Source organism: Achromobacter sp. UBA4530 (assembly GCF_002388205.1).
In the GTDB taxonomy this organism is placed as follows: Bacteria; Pseudomonadota; Gammaproteobacteria; order Burkholderiales; family Burkholderiaceae_B; genus Achromobacter; species Achromobacter animicus.
This window is the reverse complement of record NZ_DGMA01000046.1, coordinates 28,592-54,332: the sequence shown is the minus strand read 5'-3', so window position 1 is coordinate 54,332 and position 25,741 is coordinate 28,592. Positions and strand designations below refer to the sequence as shown.

Genomic DNA, 25,741 nt, shown 5'->3' with positions numbered 1-25,741 from the left:
CGAGCAGGCCTTGCTATTTGACCAAATGGGAAAGGCTATCGCCGGCATGAATGCCACGGCGGTTGGCGAGGAACTGCTTGATCGCTGGCGCAAAGCGGGGATATCCAGAGAAAACCTGTTCTGGCGGTCGTTGGCGCAGAACCAGGAGAGCATGGAAAGCGAAGTGAATGGACTTTTCGGCGAGCGCGAGACGCTGAAATCCGTCGACCCCGTCGCGTTGCAGAACCGACTAAAGAAGCTGGCGGATCTTTACGAAAAGAGCCACGCCATGCTCGATTCGATGGCAGATGCCTCAACGGGCGGAGGTCCACCGTCCGGCTATCTGGTTGGCGGTGCAATGCTGATCAATACGCTAGGCAGCTCATTATTTCAAAGCAAGACCGCTGCCGCCATTATGGATGCTCCACTGAATAATCTCGCGGCGTCAGTGCTGCTCGCGCGCCTAGGTCGTTACGCGCAGCATTATCGTCTTGAATTGCGGTACGGCAAGGAACTGAGTCGGGGGACATTGGCACGTATGGACCGCTCCACCAGCCGGCAGTTTGATGAGGCGTTGCGGGCCGGAAAGATGGGGCCGATGACTGAGCTACGCATTGGGAGCACGCTCGTGTTCTTGGAAATGTGGAACCTCTACAACAGAATGACCGCGGAAAACAAGCGAAGCAAGGAATATGTCGAGCTTGCTGCGGCACTGCTAGCGCTTACCGCAACGGGTGTCGAAGTGGGCGCCAGCGCGGTGGGCTTTGCGGACAGGAGCAGCAACGTTGCTGTTCAGCGAGGCGCGAAGCTGTTTGGAAGCGGGCTGCGCCTAGGGGCGGGAGTTTTGTCTGGCTCGGCAGGTGCGGTTGGTGCGTACTTTGATTTCGCGGAGTTTTCGGATCAGTGGAAAATGCGTAGGTACTCTATTGCATACGTCTATCTTCTCCGAGCCGCTGCGCAGACAGGGGCGGCGGCTCTCTCGATCACGATCGGTTTGGCATACGCAGGTCCTTATTTTGAATACTTGGTCAAAAAATTTGGCACGCAGACGAACCTTGCAAAGGCCGCCGAATTTGGATCCCGAGCCTCAGCCGCGATGGCATCGCGTATGGTGCTGATGCTTCGTTTGTTCTTTGGACTCAACGTCTTCCTGCTCGCGGTAGCGTTGTTTGGGATATTCGTTTTGCCCAACAATCTGCAAACATTTCTAGCGCACAGTTCGTTCCGAAAAGACCGTAGCAAGGGCATCGTGGATAGTGAGATGGAAGAAATCGAGATTATGCAGCGCGCGGTAGAGAGAAAGCTCTGATGTATATATTGGAGCGAGGTTTTCAATGGTCCAAAACCTTGATGACTTATGACGAGGCTGCTGAAGAATTCAATACGAAACAACGTCAGCCGGGTCAGGCGAAACTCCATCCGCCGGATGGTGTCCACGAAGCGATTTCGGATAGCCCAGCCGATAATCTATCTCTCTATGCTCAAAACAATATTTTTATTGATGCTCGCACACCCAACGATGAAAAGAGGGGAGTGATTACGTTTTTTTTCTTCGTTTTAGGCGGAATGCTCTTATGGGCGGGGGTGACGACCATATGGCTGGCAGCAAGAGACCTTCTGACCTCGGACGGAAAGCTCGATTGGGAATTTTACGTATTTGGCCTGGTGCTTAGTCCGCTGACGGCAAACATTGTCCTTTATTTTTTTTTCAAGTTCACCATCAGATTTATCCGCTTGGAGATGTTTACCGCTCGACGCATTGTGGTTCGCTTTAATCGCGTCACTCGTAAAGTCTACTTATTGCGCCCTGAGCATCTCGGTGGCATCCGCGTCATGGACTGGGACAAGACCGAGATATTCATCGACAAAAACATGAGCGAATTGGAAGGGACTGGAGGTTTCGTTGTCTTGGTCTGGGATAGGGGTCATGGTGTGAACTTGCAGGGAACTCCCACCGACAACCTCGAAGTCACTTTTGTAGGCAAACCCACTCGCAACGCTAGCGAACTCCTAGCGTTTTGGGAGTACATTCGCCGTTACATGGAGGACGGCCCCGCCGCCGTGCCGGCCCCCAAAAAATTCGTTAGCAAGTTCCCCTGGCCCTGGCTTTCGTTCAAAGCGGCCTGGGGCTTGGACACCCAGTTTCTGCGGCACAGCGCGTTGTGGGTTTTTGTCGTTGCGAACCTGTTGATGTTGCCCGCTATCTTGATCCATGCGGCCGGCCACTGGCTTTCGCTGCTGCTTTGCTACGAACCTCGATTTCCCCGGGACATCGAAGAGGCGGGGCGATAGTCCTGACGCTGCTTTCAGCGCGCCGAGGAAGCTGAGAACTGCAGAGTTACCATCAGGATCACTTCCACCTACCTGAAAAAGTGGTGGCCTTCGAGGTGCCCTCGCGGCGTTTGGAGCAGGCCGGGCCGGTCCGGATCAGGCTGCCTTGGCTTCGCGGGCGATCAATTCGCGCTTGCGGTCAATGCCCCAGCGGTACCCGGCCAGCGATCCGTCCGTGCGCACCACGCGGTGGCAGGGGATGGCGAGCGCGATGTTGTTGGTGGCGCAGGCGCGGGCGACGGCGCGTACAGCGGCGGGTGCGCCGATGCGTTCGGCCACTTCGGAGTAGGTGGCGGTTTCGCCGAGCGGGATCTCGCACAGCGCCTCCCAGACCTTGCGCTGGAATGCCGTGCCGCGCACGTCCAGCGGCAGGTCCAGGCCGCGCGAAGGATCTTCGACAAAGCCGACCACGTCCGCCACCCAGCTTTCGAACCGGGGGTCGGCGCCGATCAGTTTCGCCGCGTGGAAGCGGTCCTGCAGGTTCTGGACCAATCGGTCCGGGTCCTCGTCCAGCGCGATTTCGCAGATGCCGGTGCTGCTGGCGGCCACCAGAAGCGCACCCAGCGAGCACTGCGCCACCGCGAACCGGATGTCCACGCCTTCGCCGTTCTTGCGGAATGCGGTGGGCGTCATGCCCAGGATGGCGGGGGCGGCTTCGTAGAAGCGTCCGCTTGAATTGAAGCCGGCGTCGTACATGGCGTCGGTGACGCTGGCGCTGTCTTCCAGGCGCTGGCGGGCGCGGCTGGCCCGCAGGGCGTTGGCATAGGCCTTGGGCGTGATGCCCGTGGCGGCCTTGAAAATGCGGTGGAAATGGAACCGGCTCATGCCAGCCTGTTCGGCCAGCGCCGACAGATCGGGCGGCTGGTCGGCTTCCAGGGCGCGGCAGGCGCGCTCCACGGCGGCGGCGTGCTGTTTGCTCAAGGGGGCGGCGGCGGGGCTCATAAGGGACTCCTGGCTCTTGCGTGATTTCGTACGCTTGGCGCTATGGTCTCAAGGCTGGCCGGCCTGCGCACTCCGCTTGTTGCGGCTGTCCCTGCCGACGGTCTCCGCATTGCCGGCGGAGCCGCGGGCGTGGGCGTCAGGCGCCGGGCGCGTAGGTTTCCAGGAACCGGCGCAGCAGGCCGGCCGCCACCGGCGTCGCGCGCACGTTGGCGGACAGCCCCGGCACGTCGAGGTTTTCGGCTGCGTAGCGGCGGCCATAGCGTTCGAGGTGGGCCCGGATGAAGTCCGGGCCGAACTCGGGGTGGAACTGGGTGGAAAAGACGTTGCGGCCGATGCGGATCATCTGGTGCTCGTCCAGGTCCGAGCGCGCCAGCACGGCCGCGCCCGCGGGCAGTTGCAGCACGGTCTGCGCGTGCAGCATCTGGGCGGGAAAGGTGGTCGGCACGCCGGCCATGAGCTGATCGCCGCCGGCCGTCGGCAGCAATTCGACGGTCTGGGTGCCGACTTCGCGGCCGGCGGGGTTGTAGCCGACCTTGCCGCCGAACGCGTGCGCCAGCAATTGATGGCCGTAGCAGACGCCAAACATGGGCAGGCCGGCTTCCAGGGCCTCGCGCAGCCAGGCGGCGGTGTCTTCGCTCCAGGGTTCCTTGTCGGAGACCATGGCGGGCGAACCGGTAATCAAAGCGGCGCGGTAGCTGGAGGGCGCCTGCGGACGCTGGCCTTCGTAGACCGCGACGATGTCGACGGCGCTGGGGGTCAGTCCGGCCGCCTGCATGATTTGTTCGGCATAGCCGCCGAACTGGCTTTTGAGCGTGTCGTCCGGATCGCCGGTATGCAGGATCAGGACGGGGAGAGCAGAAGAAGTTGCGGCGGTCATAAAAGCGTGTGGATGAATAAGGGCGGCGTGAGGGGTCCCGCGACCCGGCGCGCCAGGGGCACATCATAATCCAGCGAAAATGTTCCCGTCGGCGCACGGCAATTCCCGCTCCGTCCCGGAAATACGTACAATCCGCTCAGATACTCATCCTTACAGACGATTCTCGAGACTATGTGGATTTGGCTGGGATTGGCCGCGCTGGCCCTCATTGGTGAGCTGGCGACAGGAACCTTCTATTTGCTGCTCGTTGCCTTGGGTCTGGCCGCCGGCGGTATTGCCGCCTGGCTGAATGCGGGCCTGCAATGGGAGCTGGTGGCGTGCGGCGTCGTGCTGCTGCTGGGACTTCTGGTGCTGCGTAAGACGCGGGTGCTGAAAAAGCGCGAGGTCAATTCGGCCCGCAACGCCGACGTCATTCTGGACATTGGACAGACCGTCACGGTCGAGGCCTGGTCCGACAGCGGGTCAACGCGCGTCTGGTATCGCGGCGCACATTGGCAGGCTGAACTGGCCAAGGGACATGCCGCCCAGCCCGGCGAACACACCATTACTGAATTGCGCGGCTCGATCCTCGTGCTTACTCCCAAGCGCGGCGGCTCGACATAGCAGAACGCGCCCGCGCAGCGCCGCGGGCAAACGCTGGAACCCTGGCCGGCATGGCGGGGCAGGCCAGCGCACCCACTCGAAAAGAGGCTTCACACCATGATCGATACTTCAACCATCGTGCTGCTCGTCATCGTTGCACTGGCAATCCTGATCGTCGTCAAGGCGATCGCCATCGTGCCGCAGCAGCATGCCTGGGTGGTCGAACGGCTGGGCAAGTTTGACCGCGTCCTGTCGCCGGGCGCCGGATTCGTGATTCCCTTTATCGAACGCGTGGCCTACAAGCATTCGCTGAAGGAAATTCCGCTGGACGTGCCCAGCCAGGTTTGCATCACGCGTGACAACACGCAGCTTCAGGTCGACGGCGTGCTGTACTTCCAGGTCACCGACCCGATGCGCGCGTCGTACGGTTCGTCCAACTACATTTCGGCGATCACGCAGTTGGCCCAGACAACCCTGCGCTCGGTCATCGGGAAGATGGAACTGGACCGCACCTTTGAAGAGCGCGACTCCATCAACAGCAACATCGTGTCGTCGCTGGACGAGGCGGCGCTGAATTGGGGTGTGAAGGTGCTGCGCTACGAAATCAAGGATTTGACGCCGCCCAACGAAATCCTGCGCTCGATGCAGGCACAGATCACCGCCGAACGCGAGAAGCGCGCGCTGATCGCCGCCTCCGAAGGCCGCCGTCAGGAACAGATCAACATCGCCACCGGCGAACGTGAAGCCGCCATTGCGCGTTCTGAGGGCGAGAAGCAGGCGCAGATCAACCAGGCGCAGGGCGAGGCCGCCGCAGTGTTGGCGATCGCCGAAGCCACCGCCAAGGCCATCACGCAGGTCGCCGATGCTGTGCGCCAGCCGGGCGGCATGGAAGCCGTGAACCTGAAGGTTGCCGAGCGTTACGTCGAGGCGTTCGGCAACGTGGCCAAGGAAGGCAACACGCTCATCCTGCCGGCCAACCTGTCCGACGTGGGCGGCATGATCGCCTCCGCCATGACCATCGTGAAGTCCACGCGCAACACCTGATACCGCGCCTTGCGGCGCGCCCGCCCATGATCGCTCCCGTTAATTTGCTTCTGATAGCAGCGCTGGCGGGAGTGCTTTCCCTTTGCGTGCTGGGGTCGCTGGCGCGCAGCGGCATGGCCGGCATCCGAGAAACCATCCGCGCCAACCTGCTCACGCTGTTGGCGTTTTCTACTTTTGCGCTGCAGAGCACCAAGGCGCCGCTGTGGGCGTCCATCCTGGTGCCCAATACGGCCATCGCGCTTGCCCTCTGTGCGTACTATGCGGGCGTGCGCCGGCTGCTCGGGCTGACGGTGCCCCGGCATCTGATGACGCTGGGCTGCGTGGCCGCGCTGTCGGTCGTGGCGGTCTATACGTACGTGGACTGGCAGGTGGGGCCGCGCATCGTGGCGATGTCGCTGCTGCAGATGGGCTTCATGCTGGCCGTGGCCATCGTCGTTCAGCGCAACATGCCGGCGCACCGCTCGCGCTACAGCTACCGTTTCGTGTGGGTGGTGACGCTGATCTCCGCCGTGGTGTGCGCGCTTCGTGCGGCGGTTTACCTGGTCGAGCTGGACATGGTGTCGGCCTTTCTGGAGCCCACCTTGTGGAGCGTCGCGTTCCTGACGCTCGGGGTGCTGATCATGCCTTGCCTGACTTTAGGCACCATCATGATCATCCACGACCGCATGCTGGCTGATCGCGAACAAGAGGCCAGTACTGACTTCCTGACGGGTCTGATGTCGCGCAAGGCGTGGTGGTTGCAGGCCGAGCGCTATTGCGCCCAGGCCCTGCGCATGCGCCGTCCGCTGACCTTGCTGCTGCTGGACATCGATCATTTCAAGCGCATCAACGATACGCACGGCCACGCAGCCGGCGATGCGGTGCTGCGCCATTTTGGCCTGCTGGCAACGGCTACGCTGCGTACCGGCGATCACGTGGGCCGGGTGGGTGGCGAGGAGTTCTGCGTGCTGTTTGCGGACATGCGCAGCGACGCGGTGCTGGAGGTGGCCGAGCGGCTGCTGGATTCTGTGCGGCGCACGCCGTGCGCGCACGGTGGCAGCACGATTTCGTATACGTTCAGCGCGGGTGTGGAAGACTGGATACCCGGCGAGAACCTGCAGGTGCTGTTTGAGCGGGCCGACCGCAAGCTTTATGCGGCCAAGTCGGCGGGGCGCAACCGCATCGTGGGCCCCGGCCACGAGGCCGAGCGCCCAGCGCTGCCGGTGGCCGCATAGATTAGTCGTCCTTGCTGCGGCGGGGGGCGCGGGTGTCGTGCTTCATGATGCGTTCTTTTTCGCGCGCCCAGTCTTTTTCACGCGCGGTGTCGCGCTTGTCGAACTGCTTCTTGCCGCGGCCCAGCGCGAAATCCAGCTTGATGCGTCCGTTCTTGTAGTGCAGGTTCAGCGGCACCAGCGTGTAGCCGCGCTGCTCGACCTTGCCGATGAGCTTGCTGATTTCTTCGGCCTTGAGCAGCAGCTTGCGCGTGCGCATGGCGTCCGGATGGATGTGCGTGGAGGCCGTGGGCAGGGGGCTGACGTGCATGCCGAGCAGGAACAGTTCGCCATCGCGCACGATGACGTAGCTTTCCTTGAGCTGCACGCGGCCGTCCCGGATCGCCTTGACTTCCCAGCCTTGCAGGACAAGGCCGGCCTCGTAGCGGTCTTCGATGAAATAGTCGTGCGTGGCCTTGCGGTTGTCGATAATGCTCATAAAGCCTTTTTGCTGGGATTCTGCGAATCTGGCTATCCGGCCGATTGCGGGTTGTTGCGAACGGGGATTGCTCGTTATTCTGCGCGATGTGCTGGTCCAGTGTTTCGGCCCATTTAGGCCCACAAAGCGCTGTGCCGGTAAAATCTTGCCATTCTAGCCATTTGCGATAGTCGATGCACAAAGTACAACGATCCGTCCTGGTGCCTTACAGCGCCGCCCAGATGTTCGACCTGGTCGCCGACGTGGAGAAGTACCCCGAGTTCATGCCGTGGTGTGGCGGCGCCGAGGTGCAGACCCGCGACGAACACGGCATGCAGGCCTCCATCCTGATTTCCTTTGCGGGCATGAAGCAACGCTTCACCACGCGCAATACCCACGTCTATCCCGAGCGGATCGACCTGGAACTCGTGGATGGCCCGTTCTCCAGCCTGGTGGGCCATTGGGTGTTCCAGCCGCTGGCCGAAGACGCCTGCAAGGTCCTGTTCACCATGGAATATGCGTTCTCGAACCGGCCGTTGGAGATGGTGGTGGGGCCGGTCTTCAACCGCATTGCGACCAGCTTCATTGATTCCTTCACCAAGCGCGCGCAGGCCAAGTATGGCGAGTGAGGCGTCCGCGGCAGGGCAGATCGGCGTGGTCGTCTGCTACGCCTTGCCCGGCCACGCGTGGCAGCGGGAAGTGCGCCTGCCTGACGGTGCGACGGTCGAAGACGCGCTGGCCGCCAGCGGATTTGCGCAGGCGTTTCCTGTGGTTAAACCATGGGAACGGGGCGTGGGCGTCTTTGGCCGCGCCACCGAGCCGACAGCGCGTCTGGCCGACGGTGACCGCGTGGAAATCTATCGCGGGCTGACCTTCGACCCCAAGGAATCGCGCCGCCGCCGCGCCGAGCACCGCCGCACGAAGACCGCCCGCAATGGGCGCGTCAGGCCGGCAGGGCTGCTGTAACGCGCTGCACGAACGGGCTGATCGCCACCCCGGTGTGACACCGCCGTGGCGCGTCGCCCTATTTGTCTGCTGGCGGCCGTCTCCGCACATTGTCGTCAATAAGACAAAACGCCCGGCCGCTTCGGGCGTAACATTAAGCCGGGTGTCCGTTTACGTTTACGTCAACGTCATGTCAAAATCGGCGGGCTGGTGTTCACGAGACGGCAGCAACGCCACCAGACAATACCGACTACAACAGGAGACAGGCTGTGGACTTGGAACTGACCGACGAGCAGCGCGCGTTTGCGCAGGCCGCGCGCGATTACGCAGAGGGCGAACTGGCTCCCCACGCCGCGCGCTGGGATGCCGAGGGCATCTTCCCCCGCGAAGCCTTCGCCCGGGCGGGCGAAATGGGCTTTTGCGCAATCTACGCCAGCGAAGATATCGGCGGCCTGGGTCTGCCGCGACTGGATGCCACGCTGGTGTTCGAGGAAATGGCGGCGGTGGATCCGTCCACCACGGCGTTCCTGACGATACACAACATGGCGACCTGGATGGTGGGCAAGTGGGGCCAGCCGGGCCTGCGGGACGCCTGGGGTCCTCTGCTCGCCAGCGGGGAAAAGCTGGCCTCCTATTGCCTGACCGAGCCGGGCGCCGGTTCCGACGCGGCATCGCTTGCCACGCGGGCGCAGCGCGACGGCGACAGCTACATCGTCAACGGGGCCAAGGCCTTCATCTCCGGAGGCGGCGACACCGACCTGCTGGTGGTGATGGCCCGCACCGGCGGCGAGGGCGCCGCGGGCATCAGCGCCTTCGCGATTCCGGCCGACAGCGAGGGCATCGGCTACGGCCGCAAGGAAGAGAAGATGGGCTGGAACAGCCAGTCCACGCGCCCCATCACCTTTGAAAACGTCCGCGTGCCGGCCGCCAACATGCTGGGCGTGGAAGGCGAGGGCTTCAAGATCGCCATGAAGGGCCTGGACGGCGGCCGGATCAATATCGGCACCTGCTCGGTAGGCGCCGCGCAAGGCGCGCTGGACGCTGCCCGCCGTTACATGGATGAGCGCCGCCAGTTCAACCGCCGTCTGGCGGAATTCCAGGCGTTGCAATTCAAGCTCGCGGACATGGCCACCCACCTGGTCGCGGCGCGCCAGATGGTGCGGCTTGCAGCCTGCAAGCTGGACGCTGGCGCGGCGGACGCGTCCACCTATTGCGCGATGGCCAAGCGCTTTGCCACCGACATGGGCTTCCAGATCTGCCTGGACGCGCAACAGATTCATGGTGGTTATGGTTACCTGAAAGACTATCCCTTGGAGCGTCTGGTGCGCGATACTCGCGTTCATCAGATTCTGGAGGGCACCAACGAGATCATGCGCGTGATCATTGCCCGCCAATTGTTGGAAAAAGGAGCCGACATAAGATGAATGCACCGGTGCTGTTCGAAGAAAGATCCGCTGCCAATGGAATGCGTTTCGGCATTGCGACGCTGAATGCGCCGCAAACACTGAACGGCCTGTCGCTCGAGATGGTGGACCTGCTGGCTGACCGTCTGGACGCGTGGGCGCGGGATCCCGGTGTGGCATTGGTTGTGCTGCAAGGCGCGGGCGACAAGGCGTTCTGCGCCGGCGGCGATCTGCACGGCCTGTACCGCAGCATGCAAGAGAACGCGGGAAGGTCCGGCTGGAGCAACACTTACGCGCGCACCTTCTTCGAACGCGAATACCGGCTGGACTATCGCATTCACACCTATCCGAAGCCCGTGCTGTGCTGGGGCCACGGCATCGTCATGGGCGGCGGCATTGGCCTGATGATGGGCGCCAGCCACCGCGTCGTCAGCGAGACCTCCCGCCTGGCCATGCCGGAAGTGTCGATCGGGCTGTTCCCGGACGTGGGCGGAAGCTGGCTGCTGAACCGTATGCCGGGCCGCAGCGGCGTGTTCCTGGCGCTGACGGGCGCGCAGTTGAACACGTCCGACGCCTTCTTTGCGGGGCTGGCGGACTTCCGCCTGAACAGCGCGGACTGGCCCGCGCTGCTGTCGTCGCTGGAGCAGCAGCCGTGGGCCGGGCAGGCCGCAGGCGCTGCCGAAGACGCCATTCCGCCGCGCTCCATCAACGACGGCCTGTTGCGCCGCGCATTGACCGCCCTTGAGCCGGCCACGCCGCTGGAACCTGGCCCGCTGCGCCAGCACTCGTTTGTCGTCAACAACCTGTGCAACGGCAACCGGCTGGACGACATCTACGAGGAACTGTCCTTCCTGAAGGACCACGAGGATCCGTGGCTGTCGCGCGCCGCCAAGACCATGCTGGCGGGCTCGCCCGGATCGGTGCGGCTGGCGTTCGCGCTGCAGCAGCGCACGCGCCTGCGGTCGCTGGATGATGTGTTCCGTGTTGAGTACATCGCCGCGCTGGCATGCACCGCGCATGGCGATTTTGCCGAGGGCATTCGCGCGTTGCTGGTCGACAAGGACAAGAACCCGCGCTGGAACCCGGCCGTCATCGACATGGCCACCGACGCCTGGGTGCAGAAATTCTTTGAGGAACCCTGGCCTGAGGGCGAGCCGCATCCGCTGGCCGATCTGGGGCAGGAAGGGCGCTGATTGGTCGCTGATAGAGGCCGGCCCGCCAGCCGGCCCTTGGCTTCTGCCCGTCACGCAGGTCACGCAGTTTCGCAGGTCACGATGAATCCATACCTACAGCAATAGCAACAGGAGACAAGACATCATGAGCAGCATCGCGTTTATCGGTTTGGGCAACATGGGCGCGCCCATGGCATTGAACCTGGTCAAGGCCGGCCACAGCCTGAAGGTGTTTGATCTGGTGCCGGCGGCCATCAAGCTGCTGACCGACGCCGGCGCGACGGCGGCGGCGTCCGCGTCGGAAGCGGTCGAAGGGGCCGAGGTCGTGATCTCGATGCTGCCGGCCAGCAAGCACGTCGAGGGCCTGTACCTGGATCAGGATCTGCTCGGCAAGATCGCTTCGAGCGCGCTGGTCATTGAATGCAGCACGATAGCGCCCGACTCGGCGCGCAAGGTGGCCCAGGCGGCCGAGGCGCGCGGCATCGCCATGATCGACGCGCCGGTCTCGGGCGGCACGGGCGGCGCGGCCGCGGGCACGCTGACCTTCATCGTGGGCGGCGCCGAAGCCTCGCTGGAACGCGCGCGACCCGTGCTCGAGAAAATGGGCAAGAACATCTTCCATGCGGGCCCGGCAGGCGCGGGGCAGGTGGCCAAGATCTGCAACAACATGCTGCTCGGCATCCTGATGGCCGGCACGTCCGAGGCGCTGGCGCTGGGCGTGGCCAACGGTCTTGATCCCAAGGTGCTGTCGGACATCATCGCCAAGAGCTCGGGACGCAACTGGGCGACCGAACTCTACAACCCGTGGCCGGGCGTCATGGAACATGCGCCGGCGTCCAAGGGCTATGCCGGCGGCTTCGGCGTGGACCTGATGCTCAAGGATCTGGGCCTGGCGGCCGAGGCGGCGCTGTCGGCGCGTGCCTCGATTCCGCTGGGCGAGCTGGCGCGCAATCTGTATTCGCTGCACAGCGGCGGCGGCTCCGGCAAGCTGGACTTTTCCAGCATCGTCAACCTGGTCAAGCGCGAGCAGGACTGAAGTGACGCCGTCCAACGCCGCTGTGGACCCGGCCTCGCGGGTCCAGGCCAGTTTCAGCCAGCAAAGCATCATGGCGCTGCTGGGCGCCAAGTTGGACACGGTCGAGCCGGGCAGGGTGGACATCGTTCTGCCTTACCGCGCCGACCTGTGCCAGCAGAACGGCTTTCTGCACGCGGGCATTTCCACCACCATTGCCGACAGTGCGGGCGGCTATGCCGCGTTCACGCTGTTCGGTCCGGGCGAGGACGTGCTGACGTCGGAGTTCAAAATGAACTTCCTGGCGCCCGCAAAGGGTGACCGTTTTGTCGCGACCGGGCGCGTGGTCAAGCCGGGCAAGCGCCTTTCGGTCTGCCAGGTGGAAATGCATGCCTACGACGGCGAACACGCCACGCTGTGCGTGATAGGCTTGCTGACCGCGGTGCGCGTGACGCCGCGATGAACTCCGCGCGGGGCGCGCCGGGCCATGCCTGTCGCGCCTCGCGTCTGTCGCGCCTCGCATGGGTTTTCCGGCAATGCCAGCAAAAGAACATCATCGAATTTTCCGCAGCAACTGGCTGCGCGCCGCGGTGCTGGGCGCCAACGACGGCATCGTCTCGACAGCCAGCCTCATCACGGGCGTTGCCGCGGCCCAGGCCTCGCATGGCGCCATTCTGACTTCCGGACTGGCGGGCCTCGTGGCCGGCGCCTTGTCGATGGCGGCGGGCGAATACGTGTCGGTGCGCACCCAGGCCGACACCGAAGCCGCCGACCTGCGCATGGAGCAACGCTCGCTCAAGCGCAATTCCGGCGAAGAGCTGGCCGAACTGGTGGACATTTATGTGGCCCGGGGGCTGACGCGCGATCTGGCGGAACAGGTGGCGCGCCAGCTCACCAGCCACGACGCGCTGGACGCGCACGCGCGCGATGAACTGGGCATCTCGTTGCACAACCGTGCGCGGCCGGTGCAGGCGGCCCTGGCCTCGGCCGCGTCGTTTGCCGGCGGCGCCGCAGTGCCGCTGGCGGTGGCGGCGGTGTCGCCCGGACCGCACCTGATCGGCTGGGTCATCGGCGCGTCTGTGTGCTGTCTGGCGGCACTGGGCACGATGGCCGCGAAGGCGGGCGGTGCGCCCAAACTGCCCGCGGCGTTGCGCGTCACCGTGCTGGGCGCGGCGGCGATGGCCGTGACGGCCGGTGTGGGGGCGTTGTTCGGGGTGGCGGTCTGACGATGGCCGCCAGGCCTGCGCGCGCGGGCTTCTGCGCGGCAGGCCCGGAAGGATCAGGGATTGATCGAGTACGGCAGCGGCGCCGCCGCGATGCGGGGACCGTCGGCGCTGGCCAGACGCAGATCGCCCTCGGGCAGCGCGGCCAGCGTGGTTTCGAACAGCACCGACACGACACCCGCGTCGGTGGCGGCCTGCACCACGCGGCCAATGGCTTCGCCGGGCTGCGCGGCGTCGAACACATCGACCCCCGCGAGCGCCGGGACTTTCAGGCCGGCGTCGGCAATGGTGCCGTAAGCCATGCGCCGTTTGACGGTGCCCCGGTAGTGGCTGCGCGCCACGACTTCCTGGCCGGGATAACAGCCCTTGGTGAAGCTGACGCCCTGGATCAGGTCCAGATTGACCGTTTGCGGAATGAAGACATCCTGCGTGGCCGCGGCAATCCAGGGAATGCCGGCCGCCAAGTCTCCCGCATGCCAGTGCGCGGCCGGCGCCAGTCCCAGCGCCTGCGTGAGCGCGCCGGATTGTTCCAGCTGCGCGTCCGAGGCGATCCACCACCAGCGCAGGCGGTCGTCGGCCGACGGCGCGACGATCCACGTGCCGGACGGCAGATCCGCGCGCTGCCAGGTGGCGCGTGGCAGCGTGCCCGTCAGGGCTTCCAGCGCGGCGGCCTGCTCCGAGGTGGCCTGCACCCCGGCCACATGCAGCGGCGCGGCGGCCAGCTTGACCTTGGCGCGCAGCACGAACATGGACAGGCGCTTGATGAGGGCCTGGGACAGGTCCTGCCGGACCATGCCGTAGAACTGGGGGCCGTCATCGGCATCGCCCGCGCCGCGCCACATGACCAGCGTGGCCAGCAGGCGGCCCTTGGCGGTGCAATAGCCGGCCAGGCGGGCGGCGTCCGGGGTCAGACCGGTGACGTCCTGCGTGAGCTGGCCGTGCAGAAAGGTGAGGGCGTCGGCGCCGGCGGCGGTGAAGACCGTCAGATCTTCCAGCGGGGCGCATTGGGCGCAACCTTCGGCGCGGACGGGAATCGAAGCGTAATAGGCGTGCATGGCGGCGGGGTTATCGCGTCATCAAAGTGCTGATGATAGCCCCGATCCCGGCACGGGCTTGCCATGTCCCCGATGGGCAAAGGGGCGCGTCGCGCCACCCGGCCCCGGTTGTGTCCCGGGCAAGGCCCGCGATCCATTAAACTTCCGACACTTATGAAGATGCGACTCCGAAATTTCGTCCTGTGGTTCCTGCTGCTCATCGTTCTGGCCGTTGGCGGCGCGGTGGGCGCTGCCTACATGTGGATGCACCGCCCGATGACGCTGGCGGCCGACAAGATTGACTTCGTGGTTGATCCGGGCAGCAGTCCGCGCACTGTCGCGCGCGCGCTCAACGCGGCCGGCGTGCCGATGTGGGAGCCCGGTTTCGTGTGGATGGCGCGTCTGTCTGAACGCGACAAGCTGATGAAGGCGGGCGGCTATCAGGCGATCAATGGCGATACGCCGTGGCTGCTGCTCGAACGCCTGGCGCGCGGCGACATGACCCAGCGCCAGATCACGTTCCTGGAAGGCTGGACCTATCGCCAGATCCGCCAGGCGCTGCGCGACAACCCGGACGTCAAGCAGACGCTGGACGGCGTCAGCGACGAAGACTTGTTGGAACGGCTGGGCTCGACCATCAAGCACCCCGAAGGCCTGTTCTTCCCCGACACCTATATCTTCACGCCGGGCAGCACCGACTTTGACCTGCTGCGCCGCGCCTACCAGGAAGGCCAGCGCATCCTGAACGACACCTGGGACAAGCGCCAATCCGACGTGGCCGTCGCCACGCCCTATGAAGCGCTGGTCCTGGCGTCGATCATCGAGAAAGAAACCGGCCACGGTCCGGAGCGCCGGCGCGTGTCGGGCGTGTTCACCAACCGGCTGAAGATCGGCATGTTGCTGCAGACCGACCCGACCGTGATCTACGGCATGGGCGAGGCCTACCAGGGCCGCATCCGCAAGCGCGACCTGCAGACCGACACGCCCTGGAACACCTACACGCGTCCGGGCCTGCCGCCCACGCCGATCGCCGCACCGGGCCGCGCCGCCTTGCTGGCCGCCGTGCAGCCTGAACAGCACAAGTTCCTGTATTTCGTCTCGCGCGGCAACGGCACCAGCGAGTTCTCGGCCAATCTGTCCGAGCACAACCGCAACGTCGCCCGCTACATTCTGGGTCAGGGCCAGCGCGCCACGCCCGCACCCGCGCCTACGCCAACCCCCGCGCCCGCACCCGCGCCTACGCCAACCCCCGCGCCCGCCGCCGCGCCGGCCGACCCCGAACCCGAATCAGCACAAGGACAAGATCAATGACCTCACGCGGACGCTTCATTACGCTGGAGGGCGTGGACGGCGCGGGCAAAAGCACGCACACGGACTGGATCGCGGATTTCCTGCGGGGGCAGGGCCTTGAGGTCGTGTCCACCCGCGAGCCGGGCGGCACACCGCTTGGCGAAAAACTGCGCGCGCTGGTGCTGAACGATGCCATGGGGCTGGACACCGAAACGCTGCTGATGTTTGCCGCCCGTTGCGAACACGCCCGCCAGGTCATTGAGCCGGCGATTGCGCGCGGCGCGTGGGTCGTCTGCGACCGCTACACCGACGCCAGCTACGCCTATCAGGGCGGCGGCCGCGGCCTGGGCGCCGAGCGCGTGGCGGTCCTGGAAGACTGGATGCGCGCCGGCCGCCCGGACCGGACCTGGCTGTTCGACGTGCCGCTGGAAGTTGCGCGGGCGCGGCTGGCCGATGCGCGCGAGCCCGACCGCTTCGAGCGCGAAGGCGCGGCGTTTTTCGAGCGCACCCGCGAGGCCTACCATGCCCGCGCCAAGGCCGATCCCGACCGTATCCGAGTCGTCGATTCCACCCGTTCCATTGCTCATATCCGCGCAGACCTCGAGGCGGGCCTGCGCGAGCTGCTGGCCGTTCCTGCATGAGCGCGCCCCAGTTCCACCCCTGGCAGATGGAGACGGCCCGTGCGTGGCTGGGCAATCGTGACCGGTTCGCGCATGCCTGGCTGGTGCACGGGCTGGCCGGCATCGGCAAGCTGGATTTCGCCATCGCGGCGGCAGCCAGCCTGCTGTGCGAGACGCCCGAGAACGGGCTGGCGTGCGGCCACTGCGCGGCCTGCAACTGGTTCGCCAGCGGCAATCACCCGGACCTGCGCCGTATTCGCCCCGAGGCGGTGGCCGTGGAAGAGGGCGCGGACGCGGCCGAACAGGCCGAAGACGCCGAGCCAGCGGCGGGCGCCGCCAAACGCGCGCCCTCCAAGGAAATCCGTATCGACCAGATCCGCTCGCTGGAATCCTGGTTCAACACCGCCACGCACCGCGGCGGCTGGCGCGTGGCGCTGCTGTATCCGGCCCACGCGCTGAACGTCGTGTCATCCAACGCCTTGCTCAAGGTGCTGGAAGAACCGCCTCCCCATACCGTCTTCCTGCTGGTCGCGGACGCGCCGGACCGGTTGCTGCCCACGCTGGTGTCGCGCTGCCGCCGGCTGCCGCTGCCCGCGCCCGATGCGGATACGGCGCTGCAATGGTTGCGTGACCAGAACGTGGAACCGGCGCGCGAATGGCTGGCTGCCGCAGGCGGCGCGCCGCTGGCGGCATTGCGGTTGGCGCAGTCGGGCGAATTCGCCTGTCCGGCGTGGCTGGGCCAGTTGGTCAATCCGTTGTCCAAGGGCCAGACGCCCGATGTCGGCACGCTGGCCGAATCCCTGGAAAAGGTGGCGGCGGCCGAATGGATCGATGCTTTGCAACGGCTCTACACCGATCTGATGCTGGCCAGCGCGGGCGCGCCGGTGCGGTATTTCCCGTCGCTGCAAACCGGTGTGGCGCAGGTCGCCGCCCGTATCAATCCCGCCCGCGTGGCCGAATCGGCCCGCTGGCTGACGCGCCAGCGCGCGCTGGCCACGCACCCCCTGAACGCCAAGCTTTTCGCCCACGCCACCCTGCAACGCGTGGTGCTATCCTGCCAGGCGTAAGCCCTACCAGACTCTCCATGTACGTCGATTCACACTGTCATCTGAATTTTCCCGAGCTTGCCAACGATCTGCCGGCCATTCTTGACCGCATGACCGCCAATCAAGTCACGCACGCGCTGGTCGTCAGCGTCAACATGCCGGAATGGCCCGGCCTGATGTCGCTGGTCGAACCCGAGCCGCGCCTGTGGGCGTCGGTGGGCGTGCACCCCGATTACGAAGACACGCCGGACCCCACGGCCGAAGAACTGGTGCGGCTGGCCGAGCATCCCAAGGTCGTGGCCATCGGCGAAACCGGGCTGGACTACTACCGGCTGTCCGAACCGCTGGACTGGCAGCGCGAACGTTTCCGCCGCCACATCCGCGCCGCGCGCGACGCGGGCCTGCCGCTCATCGTGCACACCCGGTCGTCCGCTGAGGACACCGTGCGCATGCTGGCCGAGGAAAAGGCGGCCGAGGCGGGCGGCGTAATGCACTGCTTCACCGAGACCTGGGAAGTGGCGCAGGCCGCGCTGGACCAAAACTTCTACATTTCGCTGTCCGGCATCGTCACGTTCAAGAACGCGCAGATCGTGCACGAAGTGGCCGCCAAGGTCCCGCTGGATCGGCTGCTGATCGAAACCGACTCGCCGTACCTGGCGCCGGTGCCGTTCCGCGGCAGGCTCAATGATCCGTCCAAGGTGATCCACGTGGCCGAAAAGATCGCGGACCTGCGCGGCATCACGGCGGCCGAGGTCGCGCGCGCATCTACCGACAATTTCTTCAAGCTGTTCAGCAAGATCAAGAAATAGGTCATCCCGATTCACTGAATTTGCATCCGAGGACAGCCATGGCCATCCGCATCGCCTCCGCCCATCAAGCCTTCCTGTCATGCGGCCGCGCCGGTCTGCTGGCGCTGGCCATCGGTCTGGCCGCACCCGCGGCGCAGGCCGCCAATCCCGCCGACTGGTGGGTCTACGTCGCCAACGATTATCCCGACGACATCAAGGATCTGCTGGCGCAAGGCTCGGATCCCAACGTGCGCTACAAGAACGGCCAGCCGGCCATCATGCGCGCGGTCGTGGACAACGCCTGGAACGTCTTCGACGTGCTGGCCGCGGACAAGCGCACCGACGTCAACGCCGAGAACCCGGCGGGCGAGACGCCGCTGATGTACCTGGCCATCGCGGGGCAAACCGAACGCGCCAAGAAGCTGATCGCCCGCGGTGCGCAGGTCAACCGCCTGGGCTGGACGCCGCTGCATTACGCCGCGTCCAAGGGTCAGATGGAAATGGCGCGGCTGCTGCTGGCGAACAAGGCCATGGTCAATGCGCCCGCGCCCAATGGCGAGACGCCGCTGATGATGGCGGCGCTGTCCGGCCGCAAGCCCATGGTCGAGCTGCTGCTCAAGGCCGGCGCCGACGTCACCACGCAGGACACGAAGGGGCAGGACGCCGCCGCGTGGGCGGCCACGGGCAAGTCGGCGTCGCTCGCCGCCGAGCTGACGGCCTTGGTCAAGAAGGAAGAGGACGCCAGGCGCAAACGCCGCGCAGCGGCGCAGGGCGCGCCCCAGCAAGCGGATACCGCGCCGGCGGCTGAGGTGCCGGCGGCGGTTCCAGCGCCCGCGGCCCCGTCGGCGCCGGCGCCGGCCGCTGCGGCGCCCGGGGGTGGTGTGAAGGGCGTCTCCGGCGTCGGGCTGTCGGATTACGAGAAGCCCCCCGCGCCGTGACGATCGCCGGTAGATGCGGAAACGTCCCGCTGCCGGCCCATCAAAACCCGCCTCACGGCGGGTTTTTTCACGCCCGGATTTCGGGGTTTTCCCTTGCGATTCTCAATGGATGGGAAAAATCGGAAGTAAAATCGCCACAAATTGATAATCTCGCTCCCATATTGCTGGGGGTTGAATCTTCATGTCGGAATCGTCTGTCGGGGCGGGCGCGGATCGCGTCCTGTATGTGCTGGCCACCCTGGCCCGGCACGACGGCCCGCTCAGCATTGCCGCCCTTGCCGAAAAAACGGGTCTGGCGCAGAGCACGCTCTACCGGCAGATCGCGCTCCTCAAGCGCTGGGGATTCGTCGCCGAACACGAAGGCGAGTACGGACCCGGCCCGCTGTGCGTGCAGCTCGCCTGGGGCTTTGACCAGTCGTCGTTCCTGATTCACGAAGCGCAACCCGACATGGCGGCGCTGGCCGCGTCGTCCGGCGAAACCATCGGCCTGCTCGTCGCCGTGAAGGACCAGGCCGTGTGCCTGGACATGGTGGAAAGCCAGCATCCGCTGCGCTGCTCGTTCACCAAGGGCCGCGGGCTGCCGCTGGCGCGCGGCGCGTCGGCCAAGTCGCTGCTGGCGTTCATGCCGCAGGCCCGCCTGCAGGCCGCGCTGACCTACCTGGCCGACGAAGCCGGCGTGGATGCCGCCCGCCTGACCGGCGAGCTGGAGGCCATCCGCGCGCAGGGCTATGCGGTGACCGACAGCGAAGTCGACGCCGGTGTGTGGGGCGTGAGCGTGCCGATCTTTCAACGGGCGAACCAGGCCGTGGCCTCGATCACGCTGATGGCGCCGTCCACCCGCGCCGCGCAGCATCCGGACGCGCTGATCGAGATGACCCTCGCGGCCGCCCGCCGCATCTCGGAGCGCCTGAAGGCCGCCTGACGCCGTGTTGTCCGCCTTATCGAATACCTGTTTCACCTGCTTCATCGCTTAGCCCGTTCCTAGCCGCAACGATCGTCGTACCCACCGTCGTACCACCTGTCGCACCCACCTCCATAGGACCCCACCATGACCACTCGCCGCACCCTGCTGTCCGCCGCCCTGACCCTGAGCCTCGCCTGGGCCGCCGGCGCCGCGCACGCCCAGGAAACGATCCGCGCCGTCACCGACGCCACCTTCCCGCCGATGGAATTCGTCAAGGACGGCAAACGCACCGGCTTTGACATCGAGCTGGTCGAAGCGCTGGCCGGCGCGATGGGCAAGAAGGTTGAATGGATCGACATCGACTTCAAGGGCCTGATTCCGGCGCTGCAGGCCGGCCGCGCCGACATCGCGGTGTCCGCCATCTACATCACGCCCGAGCGCAGCAAGGTCGTCGATTTCACCGATCCGTACTACGCGGGCGGCCTGGTGGTCCTGACCAAGGCCGACGGCCCCGTCAAGTCGATCAAGGATCTGGATGGCCGCAAGGTGTCGGTGCAGGTCGGCACGAAGTCGGTGAACTACCTGAAAGAGCATTTCCCCAAGGTGCAGCGCGTGGAAGTCGAGAAGAACCAGGAGATGTTCAATCTGGTGCAGATCGGCCGCGCCGATGCCGCGGTGACGGGCAAGCCCGCGGCCAAGCTGTTCGCGCAGAGCACCAACGGCCTGACCGTGCTGAACGATCAGGTCACGACCGAGGACTATGGCATCGCCGTGCCCAAGAACAAGCCTGAGCTCACGCGCGACCTGAACGCCGCGCTGAAGAAGCTGAAGGCCGATGGCAGCTACCAGGCCATCGTGAACAAGTGGTTCGAGGCGCCCGCGAAATGAACCTGGAATTTTCACCCGTCTTCGCCGACTTCGACGCGCTGATGCGGGGCGCGCTGGTCACCATCGAGGTGACCGCCGGCGCCTTGCTGCTGGGCTGCGTGATGGGGCTGCTGGTCGGGATCGGCCGCCTCAACCCGCAGCGCCGCATCACGTACCACCTGTGCAGCACGTACCTGTTGTTCTTCCGGGGCACGCCGCTGCTGGTGCAGCTGTTCATCTGGTTCTTCGGCCTGCCGCAGTTCGGCGTGACGCTCCCGGCGTTCGCCTGCGGCGTGCTGGGCCTGGGTATGTATTCCGGGGCCTATGTGTCGGAGATCGTGCGAGGCGCGATCCAGTCGGTGGATCGCGGCCAGACGGAGGCGGCGCGCTCGCTGGGCATGTCGTCCGGCCAGGCGATGCGCATCATCATCCTGCCGCAGGCATTCGTGCGCATGATTCCGCCGCTGGGCAACGAGTTCATCGCGCTCATCAAGAATTCGGCGCTGGTCTCGCTGTTGACCATTCACGATCTGATGCACGAAGGGCAGAAGATCATCAGCGTGTCATATCGCTCGCTGGAAACCTACCTGGTAGTGGCTTTGATCTATCTGGCGCTGACCACGACCGCCATGGTGATTTTGCGCAAGATCGAGCATCGTCTGCGCGCGGGAGGGATGGTGCAATGAGCCTCGTCATCGAAGGTCAGGAAATGATCCGCATCCGCGGCCTGCACAAGTCCTACGGCGATCACGCCGTCCTGCGCGGCATCGATTTCGATGTGCTGAAGTCGCAGGTGGTGGTGGTCATCGGGCCCAGCGGCTCGGGCAAGAGCACCTTGCTGCGTTGCTGCAACGGGCTGGAAGTCGCCCAGCGCGGCACGGTCGATATCTGCGGCCAGACGTTGCAGGAAGATGGGGCGATGTTGCCAGAAGCCGAACTGAACCAGTTGCGCACGCAGGTGGGCATGGTGTTTCAGGGCTTCAATCTGTTCCCGCATCTGTCGGTGCTGGACAACGTGACCGTCGGCCCCCGCACGCTGCTGGGCATGGGCCGCGAACAGGCCAATGCGTTGGCGGCGGACCTGCTCAACAAGGTGGGGCTGTCGCAGAAGATGGCGGCCATGCCCGCCAGCCTGTCCGGCGGTCAGAAGCAGCGCGTGGCCATTGCGCGCGCGCTGGCCATGCAGCCGCAGGTCATGCTGTTCGACGAGCCGACCTCGGCGCTGGACCCGGAACTGGTCGGCGAAGTGCTGCAGGTCATGAAGCTGCTGGCCCGCGAAGGCATGACGATGATGGTCGTGACGCACGAGATGGGCTTTGCCCGTGATGTGGCGGACGTGGTGGCCGTGATGGACGGCGGCGTCATCCTGGAATCCGGGCCGCCGGAGGTGATTTTCAGCGAGCCGCGCGAAGCCCGCACCCGCGAATTCCTGCAGGCGGTCCTGAGCGCCGGTCCGGGAGCCGCAGCATGAGCGCGCCGAAACTGGACAAGAGCCTCTGGAAGGCCCGCGACGACAGCGCCGAGCAGGGCGACACCCGCCGGCTCGCGCACATCGTCGAGGCCGAAGCGGGGCAGGGCGAGATGGGTGAGGCCGTGCTGCTGGGCTTTGCCTGCGATGCGGGCGTGGCGCGCAATCAGGGCCGGGTGGGCGCCGCCGCCGGGCCTGCGGGCATCCGCAAGTATCTGGCGGGCCTTCCAGCGCATGGGCTGACGCGCCTGCTGGATGCCGGCGACGTCGACTGCCACGGCGACAAGCTGGAAGACGCGCAGGAACGCCTGGGCCTGCGTCTGGCCGAACTGATGGGGCGGGGCGCGCGCCCGGTCGTCCTGGGTGGCGGCCATGAAATCGCCTGGGGCAGTTTCCAGGGGCTGGCCCGCTGGCTGGACGCGCGCGGCGACGCGGGCGCCGTGCTGGTGCTGAATCTGGATGCGCACTTCGATCTGCGCACGGGCCGTCCCGGCAGTTCCGGCACCCCGTTCGACCAGATCGCGACAGACAGCGAGGCACGCGGGCGTGAGCTGCAATACGCCTGCCTGGGCGTCTCGCGGCTGGCCAACACGCCAGCGCTCTATGCCCGCGCCGCGGAAATCGGGGCCGTGTGGATCGAAGACCGCGACATGCAGGAACGGCATCTGGAAGCCCGTCTGGCCGACGTGGACGCACTGCTGGCCAAGGCGCAGCACGTGTATCTGACGATCGATCTGGACGTGCTGCCCGCCGGCGTAATGCCGGGGGTGTCCGCGCCGGCGCCTTATGGCGTGCCGATGGCCGTGATCGAGGAAATCGTCCTGCGGGTTAAGGCGAGCGGCAAGCTCCGATTGGCGGACTTGGCGGAGTTCAATCCCAAGTTCGACGTCGACGGCCATGGCGCGCGCGCGGCGGCGCGTTTGGCGTGGCAGTTGCTGTCGGTGTGACTCGGCGCGGCAGAGGTGTCCGACGCCTTTGCTTCGGTGGCACACCGTGAAAGCGCGCCTTACCCCGGTGTCCGACACCGGGGGCGGTCTGCAAGGTAGGCGTGGATGTAGAGGGCGGTCTTCCAAAAGAGGCCGCCTTTTTTTCGCCCCGCGTATCCCGGCCGCAGGCTGGACGCCGCCAGTTTCGCGGCTTAGGATAGGTGCAGCTTCCGGGCCCGCCTGCGACCCGTTCGGTATCCGCAACGTTAATGCGTCCCTATTTAAAATATTTAAACTTTAAATAGGGACGCTATAACTTTCGTGGATAAAATGGCGCAACTTTGTCAGGAGAGCATGCTCATGTCTCAAACTCCCACCCATGCCTTGCCGTCTTATCTGAATGCCGAGGACCTCGGCCCTTGGGGTAATTACCTGCAACAAGTCGACCGGGTCACGCCGTACCTCGGTTCCCTGAGCCGGTGGGTCGAGACGCTGAAGCGTCCGAAGCGCTCGCTGATCGTCGATGTGCCGATCGAACTGGACAACGGCACCATCGCCCACTTCGAGGGCTACCGTGTGCAGCACAACGTGTCGCGCGGTCCGGGCAAGGGTGGTGTGCGTTTCCACCAGGACGTGACGCTGTCCGAAGTGATGGCGCTGGCCGCCTGGATGTCGGTCAAGAACGCCGCAGTCAACCTGCCGTACGGCGGCGCCAAGGGCGGCATCCGTGTCGACCCGCGCAAGCTCTCCGCCTCGGAACTTGAACGCATGACGCGACGCTACACCAGCGAAATCGGCGTCATCATCGGACCGTCCAAGGACATTCCCGCCCCTGACGTGAACACCAACGCCCAGACCATGGCCTGGATGATGGACACGTACTCCATGAATGAAGGCGCCACCGCCACGGGCGTGGTCACCGGCAAGCCGATCGCACTGGGCGGCAGCCTGGGCCGCGTCGAGGCCACCGGCCGCGGCGTGTTCGTCGTGGCGTGCGAAGCCGCGCGCGACAGGAACATCGATGTGGCCGGCGCGCGCGTCGTCGTGCAGGGCTTCGGCAACGTGGGCGGCACCGCCGCCCGCCTGTTCCATGAAGCCGGCGCCAAGGTCATTGCCGCGCAGGATCACACCGGCACCGTGCACAACGCGGCTGGCCTGGACGTGCACAAGCTGCTGTCGCACGTGTCGCAGACCGGCGGCGTGGGCGGCTTCTCGGGCGGACAGGCGCTGGACAAGGCTGAGTTCTGGACGCTGGAAACCGAATTCCTGATCCCGGCAGCCCTGGAAAGCCAGATCACCGTCGACAACGCCGCCAAGGTGCGCGCCAAGATTGTGGTCGAAGGCGCCAACGGCCCGACGACCCCGGAAGCGGACGACATCCTGGCCGAGAACGGCGTCTACGTCGTGCCGGACGTGCTGGCCAACGCCGGCGGCGTGACGGTCAGCTACTTTGAATGGGTGCAGGACTTCTCCAGCTTCTTCTGGAGCGAAGAAGAGATCAACCAGCGCCTCGAACGCCTGATGCGCGAGGCCTACGCCGCGGTGGCCCAGGTGTCGCGCGAGCACAAGGTGACGCTGCGCACCGCCGCGTTCATCGTGGCTTGCACGCGGATCCTGCAGGCCCGCCAGGTGCGCGGTCTGTATCCGTAAAGACTGAATCGGCGATGCGCCCACGGGCGCGTCGTCGAGGAGGCAGAGAGAGACAAAAAAAGGAATCGCTCCGCAAGGGGCGATTCCTATTTGTGGCGCAAGAAAATGCCGGGCGGATGCCCGGCATTTTCGTTTGCGGAGGCCGGCCGGGGCCGTGGATTCGTGAAGCCGGCCGCCGCGGGGGCTTTACGACGCCGGCAGCAGCTCCGGCTTCAAAATGCCGCGCAGATCCTGGTACGAAATCGCCAACTCAGGCTCGCCGTGCGAATACGGCGCGATGGAATAGGCGTCGTACTTGACCACGATGCCGTCCCGCGTCAGCGCGAAGTTGTCGCTTTCCTGGAACGGCCACATCTTGTTGTACGCCGCCGGGTCGCGTTTGGCGTCCGGGTTGCCGGTCAGCCATTTTGCGTGCGCACGCTGCAGGGCCGCGACGTACTCGGCGCGCCGCCCCGGGATCAGCGCTTCGTCCAGGCTCATGACGCGGCCGCGGCTGCGCTCCCAGTTCAGATATTGCGTGGCCGGAATGCCGTGCGCGGCGCCGGTCAGGTACTGCTCCGTATGCAGTTCGATGGCAACGATGTCGCCGACCGTGTCCTTCACGCTGGCTTTGAAGTAGGTCGCGTCGCGCGGGCGCGCCGTGGACCAGAAATACTTCGTGTATTCCGACAGCGTGTCGTAGGGGCCGCGCCGGTTGGCGTCGGTGCCGGTCATGTAGGCGAGAACGTGGTCCACCAGCGCCGTCAGCTTCGGGATGCCCGGGAAGGCCACGCTGTCGATCTCAATGCGCGGGCAGTCGCCCTCGCAGCCCGGCTTGCTGGCGGCCCACTTGATGCGCTCGGTGGACAGGTCGCCCACCTTTTGGGGCGTGGCTGAAGATTGCGCGTTGGAATCGGCCAGCGTGATGTTCGACGGGGGCGTGCTGCTGCAGCCGGCGATGGCCAGCAGGGCGGCGCCCAGGATCAGACCGCGTATCGCGCCGGGCGGCGTGAATGTGCGACTCATGCAATTACCTCCAAAAACCGAGGCGCC

Annotated in this window: 28 protein-coding genes; 23 read left to right on the top strand and 5 right to left on the bottom strand. The window is 65.4% G+C overall.

The features are described from left to right. Both B2W22_RS26975 and B2W22_RS26970 read left to right on the top strand, forming a co-directional pair. Nucleotides 1-1,288 (top strand): hypothetical protein (locus tag B2W22_RS26975; protein ID WP_286940260.1); only part of this gene is annotated, 1,288 nt, incomplete at its 5' end. Beyond that, entirely contained in the window at nt 1,288-2,271 is a 984-nt protein-coding gene (locus B2W22_RS26970) for a DUF6708 domain-containing protein (protein ID WP_175121916.1), read from the top strand. The genes B2W22_RS26975 and B2W22_RS26970, both read left to right, overlap by 1 nt. Before the next feature lie 135 nt (nt 2,272-2,406). Here B2W22_RS26970 and B2W22_RS26965 read toward each other — a convergent pair whose 3' ends face one another. Beyond that, complete coding sequence (locus B2W22_RS26965; RefSeq protein WP_175121915.1) at nt 2,407-3,252, bottom strand: bifunctional transcriptional activator/DNA repair enzyme AdaA; 846 nt, start codon at nt 3,250-3,252, stop codon at nt 2,407-2,409. Between the two features lie 136 nt (nt 3,253-3,388). Further along, a complete protein-coding gene (locus B2W22_RS26960; protein ID WP_175139174.1) occupies nt 3,389-4,129 on the bottom strand; it encodes a glutamine amidotransferase in 741 nt (246 codons plus the stop codon). Nucleotides 4,130-4,300: 171 nt separating this feature from the next. Here B2W22_RS26960 and B2W22_RS26955 point away from each other — a divergent pair, with 171 nt between their 5' ends. From B2W22_RS26955 to B2W22_RS26945, 3 genes are all read left to right on the top strand, one after another. Continuing rightward, nucleotides 4,301-4,732 carry an NfeD family protein gene (locus tag B2W22_RS26955; RefSeq protein ID WP_175139175.1) on the top strand — a complete coding sequence of 144 codons (432 nt, stop codon included), beginning with the start codon at nt 4,301-4,303 and terminating at the stop codon, nt 4,730-4,732. A 96-nt stretch (nt 4,733-4,828) separates the two neighbouring features. Continuing rightward, entirely contained in the window at nt 4,829-5,755 is a 927-nt protein-coding gene (locus B2W22_RS26950) for an SPFH domain-containing protein (RefSeq protein WP_008167745.1), read from the top strand. Between the two features lie 26 nt (nt 5,756-5,781). Next, nucleotides 5,782-6,969 (top strand): GGDEF domain-containing protein, encoded by a 1,188-nt coding sequence (locus B2W22_RS26945; RefSeq protein WP_175139176.1) that lies wholly within the window; start codon nt 5,782-5,784, stop codon nt 6,967-6,969. A gap of 1 nt (nt 6,970) precedes the next feature. On the opposite strand, the gene smpB is transcribed toward B2W22_RS26945, so the two are convergent. Further along, entirely contained in the window at nt 6,971-7,480 is a 510-nt protein-coding gene (smpB, locus tag B2W22_RS26940) for an SsrA-binding protein SmpB (RefSeq protein ID WP_286940262.1), read from the bottom strand. Between the two features lie 137 nt (nt 7,481-7,617). On the opposite strand from smpB, the gene B2W22_RS26935 reads away from it, so the two are divergent. From B2W22_RS26935 to B2W22_RS26905, 7 genes are all read left to right on the top strand, one after another. Further along, nucleotides 7,618-8,052, top strand: a complete 435-nt coding sequence (locus tag B2W22_RS26935) for a type II toxin-antitoxin system RatA family toxin (protein WP_056316825.1) — start codon at nt 7,618-7,620, stop codon at nt 8,050-8,052. After that, entirely contained in the window at nt 8,042-8,389 is a 348-nt protein-coding gene (locus tag B2W22_RS26930; protein WP_286940256.1) for an RnfH family protein, read from the top strand. Before B2W22_RS26935 ends, B2W22_RS26930 begins: the two co-directional genes overlap by 11 nt. A gap of 248 nt (nt 8,390-8,637) precedes the next feature. After that, a complete protein-coding gene (locus B2W22_RS26925; protein ID WP_175121909.1) occupies nt 8,638-9,792 on the top strand; it encodes an acyl-CoA dehydrogenase family protein in 1,155 nt (384 codons plus the stop codon). Beyond that, nucleotides 9,789-10,964, top strand: coding sequence for an enoyl-CoA hydratase/isomerase family protein (locus B2W22_RS26920; protein WP_175121908.1), 1,176 nt, complete (start codon nt 9,789-9,791; stop codon nt 10,962-10,964). Before B2W22_RS26925 ends, B2W22_RS26920 begins: the two co-directional genes overlap by 4 nt. A gap of 124 nt (nt 10,965-11,088) precedes the next feature. Continuing rightward, a complete protein-coding gene (mmsB, locus tag B2W22_RS26915; protein ID WP_175139178.1) occupies nt 11,089-11,979 on the top strand; it encodes a 3-hydroxyisobutyrate dehydrogenase in 891 nt (296 codons plus the stop codon). 1 nt (nt 11,980) lies between these two features. Continuing rightward, entirely contained in the window at nt 11,981-12,418 is a 438-nt protein-coding gene (locus B2W22_RS26910; RefSeq protein WP_175139179.1) for a PaaI family thioesterase, read from the top strand. A gap of 73 nt (nt 12,419-12,491) precedes the next feature. After that, nucleotides 12,492-13,181, top strand: a complete 690-nt coding sequence (locus B2W22_RS26905) for a VIT1/CCC1 transporter family protein (protein ID WP_175121905.1) — start codon at nt 12,492-12,494, stop codon at nt 13,179-13,181. A 53-nt stretch (nt 13,182-13,234) separates the two neighbouring features. On the opposite strand, the gene B2W22_RS26900 is transcribed toward B2W22_RS26905, so the two are convergent. Continuing rightward, nucleotides 13,235-14,233 (bottom strand): YgfZ/GcvT domain-containing protein, encoded by a 999-nt coding sequence (locus tag B2W22_RS26900; protein ID WP_286940253.1) that lies wholly within the window; start codon nt 14,231-14,233, stop codon nt 13,235-13,237. Between the two features lie 159 nt (nt 14,234-14,392). On the opposite strand from B2W22_RS26900, the gene mltG reads away from it, so the two are divergent. From mltG to B2W22_RS26845, 11 genes are all read left to right on the top strand, one after another. Continuing rightward, nucleotides 14,393-15,523, top strand: a complete 1,131-nt coding sequence (mltG, locus tag B2W22_RS26895; protein ID WP_414632035.1) for an endolytic transglycosylase MltG — start codon at nt 14,393-14,395, stop codon at nt 15,521-15,523. Beyond that, nucleotides 15,520-16,143, top strand: a complete 624-nt coding sequence (gene tmk / locus B2W22_RS26890; RefSeq protein ID WP_286940251.1) for a dTMP kinase — start codon at nt 15,520-15,522, stop codon at nt 16,141-16,143. The genes mltG and tmk overlap by 4 nt, the downstream gene beginning before the upstream one ends. Next, on the top strand, nt 16,140-17,189 hold the full coding sequence (gene holB / locus B2W22_RS26885; RefSeq protein ID WP_286940250.1) for a DNA polymerase III subunit delta': 1,050 nt from the start codon (nt 16,140-16,142) through the stop codon (nt 17,187-17,189). The genes tmk and holB overlap by 4 nt, the downstream gene beginning before the upstream one ends. Before the next feature lie 17 nt (nt 17,190-17,206). Further along, nucleotides 17,207-17,977, top strand: coding sequence for a TatD family hydrolase (locus B2W22_RS26880; RefSeq protein WP_175139184.1), 771 nt, complete (start codon nt 17,207-17,209; stop codon nt 17,975-17,977). A gap of 38 nt (nt 17,978-18,015) precedes the next feature. After that, nucleotides 18,016-18,894: an ankyrin repeat domain-containing protein gene (locus tag B2W22_RS26875; protein ID WP_286940249.1), complete on the top strand. Its 879-nt coding sequence runs from the start codon at nt 18,016-18,018 to the stop codon at nt 18,892-18,894. 181 nt (nt 18,895-19,075) lie between these two features. Beyond that, a complete protein-coding gene (locus B2W22_RS26870; protein WP_175139186.1) occupies nt 19,076-19,816 on the top strand; it encodes an IclR family transcriptional regulator in 741 nt (246 codons plus the stop codon). 126 nt (nt 19,817-19,942) lie between these two features. Then, nucleotides 19,943-20,686 carry a transporter substrate-binding domain-containing protein gene (locus tag B2W22_RS26865; RefSeq protein ID WP_191579413.1) on the top strand — a complete coding sequence of 248 codons (744 nt, stop codon included), beginning with the start codon at nt 19,943-19,945 and terminating at the stop codon, nt 20,684-20,686. Continuing rightward, nucleotides 20,683-21,351, top strand: coding sequence for an amino acid ABC transporter permease (locus tag B2W22_RS26860; RefSeq protein ID WP_056570374.1), 669 nt, complete (start codon nt 20,683-20,685; stop codon nt 21,349-21,351). The genes B2W22_RS26865 and B2W22_RS26860 overlap by 4 nt, the downstream gene beginning before the upstream one ends. Then, complete coding sequence (locus B2W22_RS26855) at nt 21,348-22,136, top strand: amino acid ABC transporter ATP-binding protein (protein WP_286898685.1); 789 nt, start codon at nt 21,348-21,350, stop codon at nt 22,134-22,136. The genes B2W22_RS26860 and B2W22_RS26855 overlap by 4 nt, the downstream gene beginning before the upstream one ends. Then, the gene (hutG, locus tag B2W22_RS26850; protein WP_175186126.1) at nt 22,133-23,080 is read left to right on the top strand and encodes a formimidoylglutamase; all 948 of its coding nucleotides are present in this window, start codon (nt 22,133-22,135) and stop codon (nt 23,078-23,080) included. The genes B2W22_RS26855 and hutG overlap by 4 nt, the downstream gene beginning before the upstream one ends. Nucleotides 23,081-23,419: 339 nt before the next feature. Further along, nucleotides 23,420-24,709: a Glu/Leu/Phe/Val family dehydrogenase gene (locus B2W22_RS26845; protein ID WP_175121895.1), complete on the top strand. Its 1,290-nt coding sequence runs from the start codon at nt 23,420-23,422 to the stop codon at nt 24,707-24,709. Between the two features lie 186 nt (nt 24,710-24,895). Here the strand turns inward: B2W22_RS26845 and B2W22_RS26840 are convergent, their stop codons facing one another. After that, the gene (locus B2W22_RS26840; protein WP_175121894.1) at nt 24,896-25,714 is read right to left on the bottom strand and encodes an RsiV family protein; all 819 of its coding nucleotides are present in this window, start codon (nt 25,712-25,714) and stop codon (nt 24,896-24,898) included. Between the last annotated feature and the right edge of the window lie 27 nt (nt 25,715-25,741).

What these genes read in the sequence shown, in the direction of transcription:
- B2W22_RS26970 (WP_175121916.1), top strand. Translation starts at nt 1,288, where the DNA reads ATGTATATATTGGAGCGAGGTTTTCAATGGTCCAAAACCTTGATGACT.
- B2W22_RS26965 (WP_175121915.1), bottom strand. Translation starts at nt 3,252, where the DNA reads ATGAGCCCCGCCGCCGCCCCCTTGAGCAAACAGCACGCCGCCGCCGTG.
- B2W22_RS26960 (WP_175139174.1), bottom strand. Translation starts at nt 4,129, where the DNA reads ATGACCGCCGCAACTTCTTCTGCTCTCCCCGTCCTGATCCTGCATACC.
- B2W22_RS26955 (WP_175139175.1), top strand. Translation starts at nt 4,301, where the DNA reads ATGTGGATTTGGCTGGGATTGGCCGCGCTGGCCCTCATTGGTGAGCTG.
- B2W22_RS26950 (WP_008167745.1), top strand. Translation starts at nt 4,829, where the DNA reads ATGATCGATACTTCAACCATCGTGCTGCTCGTCATCGTTGCACTGGCA.
- B2W22_RS26945 (WP_175139176.1), top strand. Translation starts at nt 5,782, where the DNA reads ATGATCGCTCCCGTTAATTTGCTTCTGATAGCAGCGCTGGCGGGAGTG.
- B2W22_RS26935 (WP_056316825.1), top strand. Translation starts at nt 7,618, where the DNA reads ATGCACAAAGTACAACGATCCGTCCTGGTGCCTTACAGCGCCGCCCAG.
- B2W22_RS26930 (WP_286940256.1), top strand. Translation starts at nt 8,042, where the DNA reads ATGGCGAGTGAGGCGTCCGCGGCAGGGCAGATCGGCGTGGTCGTCTGC.
- B2W22_RS26920 (WP_175121908.1), top strand. Translation starts at nt 9,789, where the DNA reads ATGAATGCACCGGTGCTGTTCGAAGAAAGATCCGCTGCCAATGGAATG.
- mmsB (WP_175139178.1), top strand. Translation starts at nt 11,089, where the DNA reads ATGAGCAGCATCGCGTTTATCGGTTTGGGCAACATGGGCGCGCCCATG.
- B2W22_RS26905 (WP_175121905.1), top strand. Translation starts at nt 12,492, where the DNA reads ATGCCAGCAAAAGAACATCATCGAATTTTCCGCAGCAACTGGCTGCGC.
- B2W22_RS26900 (WP_286940253.1), bottom strand. Translation starts at nt 14,233, where the DNA reads ATGCACGCCTATTACGCTTCGATTCCCGTCCGCGCCGAAGGTTGCGCC.
- mltG (WP_414632035.1), top strand. Translation starts at nt 14,393, where the DNA reads ATGCGACTCCGAAATTTCGTCCTGTGGTTCCTGCTGCTCATCGTTCTG.
- tmk (WP_286940251.1), top strand. Translation starts at nt 15,520, where the DNA reads ATGACCTCACGCGGACGCTTCATTACGCTGGAGGGCGTGGACGGCGCG.
- holB (WP_286940250.1), top strand. Translation starts at nt 16,140, where the DNA reads ATGAGCGCGCCCCAGTTCCACCCCTGGCAGATGGAGACGGCCCGTGCG.
- B2W22_RS26880 (WP_175139184.1), top strand. Translation starts at nt 17,207, where the DNA reads ATGTACGTCGATTCACACTGTCATCTGAATTTTCCCGAGCTTGCCAAC.
- B2W22_RS26875 (WP_286940249.1), top strand. Translation starts at nt 18,016, where the DNA reads ATGGCCATCCGCATCGCCTCCGCCCATCAAGCCTTCCTGTCATGCGGC.
- B2W22_RS26870 (WP_175139186.1), top strand. Translation starts at nt 19,076, where the DNA reads ATGTCGGAATCGTCTGTCGGGGCGGGCGCGGATCGCGTCCTGTATGTG.
- B2W22_RS26865 (WP_191579413.1), top strand. Translation starts at nt 19,943, where the DNA reads ATGACCACTCGCCGCACCCTGCTGTCCGCCGCCCTGACCCTGAGCCTC.
- B2W22_RS26860 (WP_056570374.1), top strand. Translation starts at nt 20,683, where the DNA reads ATGAACCTGGAATTTTCACCCGTCTTCGCCGACTTCGACGCGCTGATG.
- B2W22_RS26855 (WP_286898685.1), top strand. Translation starts at nt 21,348, where the DNA reads ATGAGCCTCGTCATCGAAGGTCAGGAAATGATCCGCATCCGCGGCCTG.
- hutG (WP_175186126.1), top strand. Translation starts at nt 22,133, where the DNA reads ATGAGCGCGCCGAAACTGGACAAGAGCCTCTGGAAGGCCCGCGACGAC.
- B2W22_RS26845 (WP_175121895.1), top strand. Translation starts at nt 23,420, where the DNA reads ATGTCTCAAACTCCCACCCATGCCTTGCCGTCTTATCTGAATGCCGAG.
- B2W22_RS26840 (WP_175121894.1), bottom strand. Translation starts at nt 25,714, where the DNA reads ATGAGTCGCACATTCACGCCGCCCGGCGCGATACGCGGTCTGATCCTG.